The following is a 5,602-nucleotide window of genomic DNA, read 5'->3' as shown; positions in this document are numbered from 1 at the left end:
TGACCGAAGGCGGCGGCAGCTGCGTGCTCGAAGCGCACCTGCACCCCGACAAGCTGCACACGGTGGGCCGCCCGGCGCCCGGCCACGAGATCCGGCTGATCGACGAAGCCGGCCGCGAGCTGCCGCCCGGCTCGACCGGCGAGGTCGTCGGCCACTCGCCCGGGATGATGACCGGCTACCACCGCCAGCCGGAGAAGACGCGCGAGGCCGAGTGGTTCGACGCGACCGGCAAGCGCTTCATCCGCACCGGCGACGTCGGTCGCTTCGACGAGGACGGCTTCCTGACCCTGCTCGACCGCCGCAAGGACATGATCATCAGCGGCGGCTTCAACATCTTCCCGAGCGACCTCGAAGCCGTGCTGCGCACGCACCCCGACGTTGCCGACGCCGCCGTCGCCGGCGTGCCCTCCGAGCGCTGGGGCGAGACCCCGGCCGCCTGGGTCGTGCCGCGGGCCGGCAGCGCGCCCGATGCGGAAGCACTGCGCCTGTGGGCCAACGAGCGCGTCGGCAAGACGCAGCGCATCGCCTTCCTTCGCCTCGTCGACGAGCTGCCGCGCAGCGCCATCGGCAAGGTGCTCAAGCGCGAGCTGCGCGAGCGCTTCGTGGCCGACGCGCTCGGCAGCGCTCCGCGGCCGAACCTTCCCCTTCTGCTCTCTGAGAACCACCCCATGCCGCACGACGACAGCAAGCCCACTCCGCTCGGTGCCAGCGGCCTGAAGGTCTCCAAGCTCTGGCTGGGGACGATGATGTTCGGCGACCAGACCTCCGAGGCGGAGGCCGGGCGCATGGTCGGCGCGGCCCGCGACGCCGGGCTCAACGCCCTCGACACCGCCGATGTCTATGCCGGCGGCGAATCGGAGCGCATCACCGGGCGCCTCATCGCCGGCGACCGCGAGCGCTGGGTCCTGGCCACCAAGCTCGGCAACGTCACCGGCCCGGGGCCGAACGAGCGCGGCCTGTCGCGCCTGCACATGGTCAAGGCGCTCGACGCCAGCCTGTCGCGCCTGGGCACCGACTGGGTCGACATCCTCTACCTGCACCGCGAGGACGAGAGCACGCCGCTCGAGGAGACCGTGCTGGCCATGAAACACCTGCTCGAGAGCGGCAAGGTGCACTACTTCGGCGTCTCCAACTTCCGCGCCTGGCGGGTGGCGCGTCTCGCGGAGATGTGCCGCGCCGCCGGCATCCAGCCGCCGATCGTCAACCAGCCACCGTACAACGCCATGTCGCGGCAGATCGAGACCGAGCTGCTGCCGTGCTGCGCCCACTACGGCCTGGGCGTGGTCGCCTACAGCCCCTTCGCGCGCGGCGTGCTCTCGGGCAAGTACACGCCGGGTGCCCCGGCGCCCGAGGGCTCGCGTGCCGCGCGCAACGACCCCCGGATCATGCAGACCGAGTTCCGCGCCGAGTCGCTGGCGCTGGCGCAGCGGCTGGTCGAGCACGCGAGGAAGCGCGGCCGGACGCCGGTGCACTTCGCGCTCGGCTGGGTCTGGAACAACGCCCTTGTGCACGGCGTCATCGGCGGGCCGAAGACGCTGGCCCAGTGGCAGGAGTACGTCGACGCCATTGGCACGCCGTTCGACGCGGAAGACGAAGCCCTGGTCGCTTCGCTCGTGGCGACCGGCCACGCCTCGACGCCCAACTACACCGACCCGGCCTACCCGATCAAGGGGCGCCAGCCGCGGACCGGCTGACCGCGCGCTGCGCTTGCGGCGCGTCCGCTGCGCTCAGCGCACGCGCCGCTGCGTGATCTCGAAGGGGCTTTCGCCGCCGACGAGGCGGAGCGCCGGGCGCGACGACAGCGCGCCGGGTGCCGTCGCGGGCGCCGCCTCTTCCGGAACGGCGGTCGGCGCGTCGGAGTCGTTGGCCGAGGCCGCCCGGGCCTGCTTCGACCGCTCGGCGGCGATGCGGCGGCTGCCCGAGCGCCGGCTCGTGCTGTCCTCGGCCGCGTTCAGCGGCTGGCCGAGGCTGCCCACGGTCGCCAGCCACCGCTTCAGCTTGTCGAACACGCCGTTGGCGTCGGGCTCGGACGTGCGCGCCGCCATGCCCAGGACGGCGAAGACGCCGAGCTGCGCGACGATGTACAGGCCGGCGGCGATCTCGAGGATGTCGCGCAGCGGCGTCGTGTAGTTCCAGGGCCGGGCGATGCCCAGGAAAGCGGTGAACATCCAGAGGAAGTTCGAGGCCGCGACCGGCACTGCGATCAGGATCCAGTCGGACGCGTGCCAGCGCGCGACGCGGCGGCCGCGCGCCAGGCGCGGGAAGGCGAGCTTGTGCAGCACGAAGGCGTTGAGGGTCAGCAGCACGACCAGCAGCACCTTGGCCTGCAACTTCGGGTTGGTCAGGTAGTCGGCGCGCTCGAGCGCACCCATCGCGACGATCGCGCCGCCGCTGACGTAGAGGAGCAGCAGCGCCACCATGACGATGCGGGCGACGAACACGTTCGGCGGCGCGATGCGAACGCGGTCCTGGGCCAGCTTGGAGAGGAGCCGAAGGTCGGTGGCGACGATCGCGCCGAGCGCCATCGAGGCGGCGAGCAGGTGGACGAAGACGATGAGCGTGTAGAGCACGGCGGGAGGAACGCAGGGCGCGTGCCAGCCGATCCGGGCCGCAGGAGGGCCGTTATCGAGGGGAATCGCGGCACTTTGCGGCGCTCCGGTGCGCCCGTGCCGACCGGGCGCGGGCGACGCCGTCGCGATCCGCCACTCTTGCAAAGAACTGCCGCAGTTGTAAGGAAACGCAGAGGGGGAAAGGACGCCGGTCCATCGACGCCGGCCGGCGCTCGACGGCGTTCAGTCTTCCACGGTGTGCGGCGCCCGCTTCTCGTACCAGTGGCTGATGCGGCCGCCGTCCCAGTGCAGCGCCAGGTGCGCGGCCGCTTTCGCGTTGCGCAGGGCGCGCGGCCGGAAGATGCCGACGCATTCGCCGCCGGCGTGGCGCACGCTCGGCCAGCGCAGGCCCCAGCTGTCGGCGGCGCGGAGCTTGCGGCCCAGGCTCTGCGACGGGCCGTAGTCGTCGGGGTCGAGGACGCCGGCGAAGCGGCCTTCGTTCGCGGCCGCGCCGGCCGCGCTGGCATCGAGCAGGTCGTGCAGCTCGGCCTCGACCGTGGCCGTGACCAGGCGCATGTCGATGTCGATGGCCGGCTCGGCGGTGCGGCGCAGGAACACGCCCCGGTGATGCGCCACTTCGGCGATCGCCGTCTCGAGCGAGTTCGCCGCGTAGTACACGCCGTAGCTGCCGTCAGAGAAGCGCGAGCCTTCGGGATTCAGGTGCGTGAAGGCAGCCATGATCGTCGTCGCGCCCGGGCCGCTGACGCGCTCGTCCGGCGGCACCAGCGCCAGCTCGCCGAGCTGGTCGCGGATGCGCGGGTTGGCCAGCGCCTCGATCGCGAACACCACGTCGAGGTCGGCCGGGTCGGCGATGGCGTCGTAAAGGCCCACCGTCGGGTAGCGCGAGGGGATGAGCCGGTACGACGGCTTCCAGCACACCGGCACGACCGGCACGTCCTCCACCGCGAGCGCGGCCCGCCGCGCTGCCGCCGCGCTCATGCCTTGCCGCCGCGCTGCGCGTCGAGGTACTGGCGGACGACGAAGAGGTCGGCCACCTGGCCGCCGAGCATGCGGTCGAGCGCCGAGCGGCCGCCGAACAGCGGCGCCGTGTTGGGCTTGCGGATCCATTCATCGGCGCGGCGCTCGGCCGGAAAGAGGATCTGCAGCGCCGCGTAGATGCCGAACAGGTGCGACAGCCGCTCCAGCAAATGACGGTCGAGCGGGCCCGCCTTGCCCTGCTTCCACTGGTAGAGCGTGGTGCGGGCGGCGCCGAGCAGCACCGTCTGCTCGTGGATCGACAGGCCCCAGGCGTCGGCGAGGCGGAAGAAGGTGCGCAGGGCCGCGCCGGCGGCCTCGGGCGAGCCGAGGTCGACGTGGCGGGAAGGCGTGGACTTGAGAAGAGCGCTCATCGGGTGCGACCGCCGGCGCGCGCCGGCAGGGCCATCGAAGGATCAGGATGGCCGAGCGTAGTTCATCGGCAGACAGATTGCAAGTATATGTCTGGCATGGAACAGGGCTTCCAGTCTAGCCGGCGGCGCGGGCGCGCCGGCGCATGGCGAACTTCCGGCGCTGTGCTTCAATCGCCGGCATCGAGCCCAAGGGGTCGTGGATGAACGTGTTCCTCAGCTGGTCGGGCCCGAAGAGCAAGCAGGTGGCGGAGGCCTTGCGCAACTGGCTGCCCGGGGTGCTGCAGGCGGTGCGCCCCTACTTCTCGGACGAGGACCTGGAGCCCGGCAGGCACTGGACGCCCGCGCTCGCGGCCCAGCTCGAGTCGACCGACGTCGGCCTCATCTGCATGACGAGCGAGAACCTCGAGGCGCCCTGGCTGATGTTCGAGGCGGGCGCCCTGGCGAAGAAGCTCGACACGGCCTGCGTGATTCCCCTGCTGCTCGATGTCGAGGCATCGGACATCAGCGGCCCGCTCGCCCAGTTCCAGCTCGTCAAGTTCGAGGAGAAGAAGTTCCGCGACGTCGTCGAGGTCATCAATGCCGGCCTGGGCGACAAGGCACTGGCGGCGAACGTCCTGGACGGCGTGTTCAGGAAGTGGTGGCCCGACCTCCTGGGGCAGATCGACGCCATCCGGGCACAGCCCTCCACCTCGCCGATGCTGAAGAAGCGCTCCACCGAGTCGATCCTCGAGGAGATCCTGAACCTGGTTCGCGGGCTGGGGGCGGGCAGCCGGTTCGCGCCCAAGGAACTGCTCGCCATGGATCTGGGCCGGCAGCAGGCGATGCATGCCATCGCCGTGGCCGCGATCGAGGAGATGGCGCTGACCGCCCTGAACATCCAGCCGGCCACCCTGGAGATCCTGAGCTCGGCGCAGGTCGACAGCCTCGGCGCGCTGCTGAAGCGGACGGAAGACGACCTGACGAAGCTGCCGGCGATCGACCGGATGGCGATCAACGAGATCAAGGACGCCCTGGCGGTGCACGGCCTGAGCTTGAAGAAGCCAGACCGGTGACGGCGACCTAGCCGCCGCGCGCGAACGACGCGCCGCCGTCGACCACCAGCGTCGCGCCGCAGACGTAGTCGCCGGCCCGCGAGGCCAGGTAGATCGCCGCTCCGGCCATGTCGTCCGGGCGGCCGACGCGGCCGGCCGGCACGCGCGCGGCGACCTCGTCGCCGTGGTCGCGGGCGACGCGGTTCATGTCGGACGCGAAGGCGCCGGGTGCGATGGCGCTGACCATGATGTGGTCCTTCGCCAGGCGGAGCGCCATGCGCTTCGTGAGGTGGACGAGACCGGCCTTGCTGGCTGCGTACGAGTACGTCTCCAGCGGGTTCACCGCCACGCCGTCGATCGAGGCGAGCTGGATCACCTTGGCCGGCCGCTCGGCGCTCGCCGCCGCGCACAGCGCGCCGTGCAGCGCCTTCGTCAGGAAGAACGGCGACTTCAGGTTCAGGTCGACCACCTTGTCCCAGCCGCTCTCGGGAAAGGTGTCGAAGGGCTCGCCCCAGGCGGCGCCGGCATTGTTGACGAGGATGTCGAGCTTGGGCTCGCGGGCGGTGAAGGCGGCGGTGAGGACCTCGATGCCGGCCATCTGCGAGACGTCCGC

The 5,602-nt window shown here is 71.4% G+C and carries 6 protein-coding genes; 2 read left to right on the top strand and 4 right to left on the bottom strand.

Features of this window, described 5'->3' with window-relative positions; genetic code table 11:
* The coding region (locus AC30N0_RS14430) for an aldo/keto reductase (RefSeq protein WP_489518600.1) at nt 1-1,694 on the top strand (1,694 nt) is incomplete at its 5' end.
* Between the two features lie 33 nt (nt 1,695-1,727).
* Here AC30N0_RS14430 and AC30N0_RS14425 read toward each other — a convergent pair.
* From AC30N0_RS14425 to AC30N0_RS14415, 3 genes are all read right to left on the bottom strand, one after another.
* The gene (locus AC30N0_RS14425; RefSeq protein WP_489518599.1) at nt 1,728-2,570 is read right to left on the bottom strand and encodes a hypothetical protein; all 843 of its coding nucleotides are present in this window, start codon (nt 2,568-2,570) and stop codon (nt 1,728-1,730) included.
* A 222-nt stretch (nt 2,571-2,792) separates the two neighbouring features.
* Complete coding sequence (locus AC30N0_RS14420) at nt 2,793-3,548, bottom strand: RES family NAD+ phosphorylase (protein WP_489518598.1); 756 nt, start codon at nt 3,546-3,548, stop codon at nt 2,793-2,795.
* The gene (locus AC30N0_RS14415) at nt 3,545-3,958 is read right to left on the bottom strand and encodes an MbcA/ParS/Xre antitoxin family protein (protein WP_489518597.1); all 414 of its coding nucleotides are present in this window, start codon (nt 3,956-3,958) and stop codon (nt 3,545-3,547) included. The genes AC30N0_RS14420 and AC30N0_RS14415 overlap by 4 nt, the downstream gene beginning before the upstream one ends.
* 200 nt (nt 3,959-4,158) lie before the next feature.
* Here AC30N0_RS14415 and AC30N0_RS14410 point away from each other — a divergent pair, with 200 nt between their 5' ends.
* Nucleotides 4,159-5,010: a toll/interleukin-1 receptor domain-containing protein gene (locus tag AC30N0_RS14410; protein ID WP_489518596.1), complete on the top strand. Its 852-nt coding sequence runs from the start codon at nt 4,159-4,161 to the stop codon at nt 5,008-5,010.
* 7 nt (nt 5,011-5,017) lie between these two features.
* On the opposite strand, the gene AC30N0_RS14405 is transcribed toward AC30N0_RS14410, so the two are convergent.
* Nucleotides 5,018-5,602, bottom strand: a 585-nt coding sequence (locus AC30N0_RS14405; RefSeq protein WP_489518595.1) for an SDR family oxidoreductase, incomplete at its 5' end; no start/stop codon positions are given.

The organism is Rhizobacter sp., assembly GCF_031412495.1.
Classification (GTDB): Bacteria; Pseudomonadota; Gammaproteobacteria; order Burkholderiales; family Burkholderiaceae_C; genus Schlegelella_A.
The sequence above is the reverse complement of the archived record's forward strand: the minus strand, read 5'-3'. Positions and strand labels throughout refer to the sequence as shown.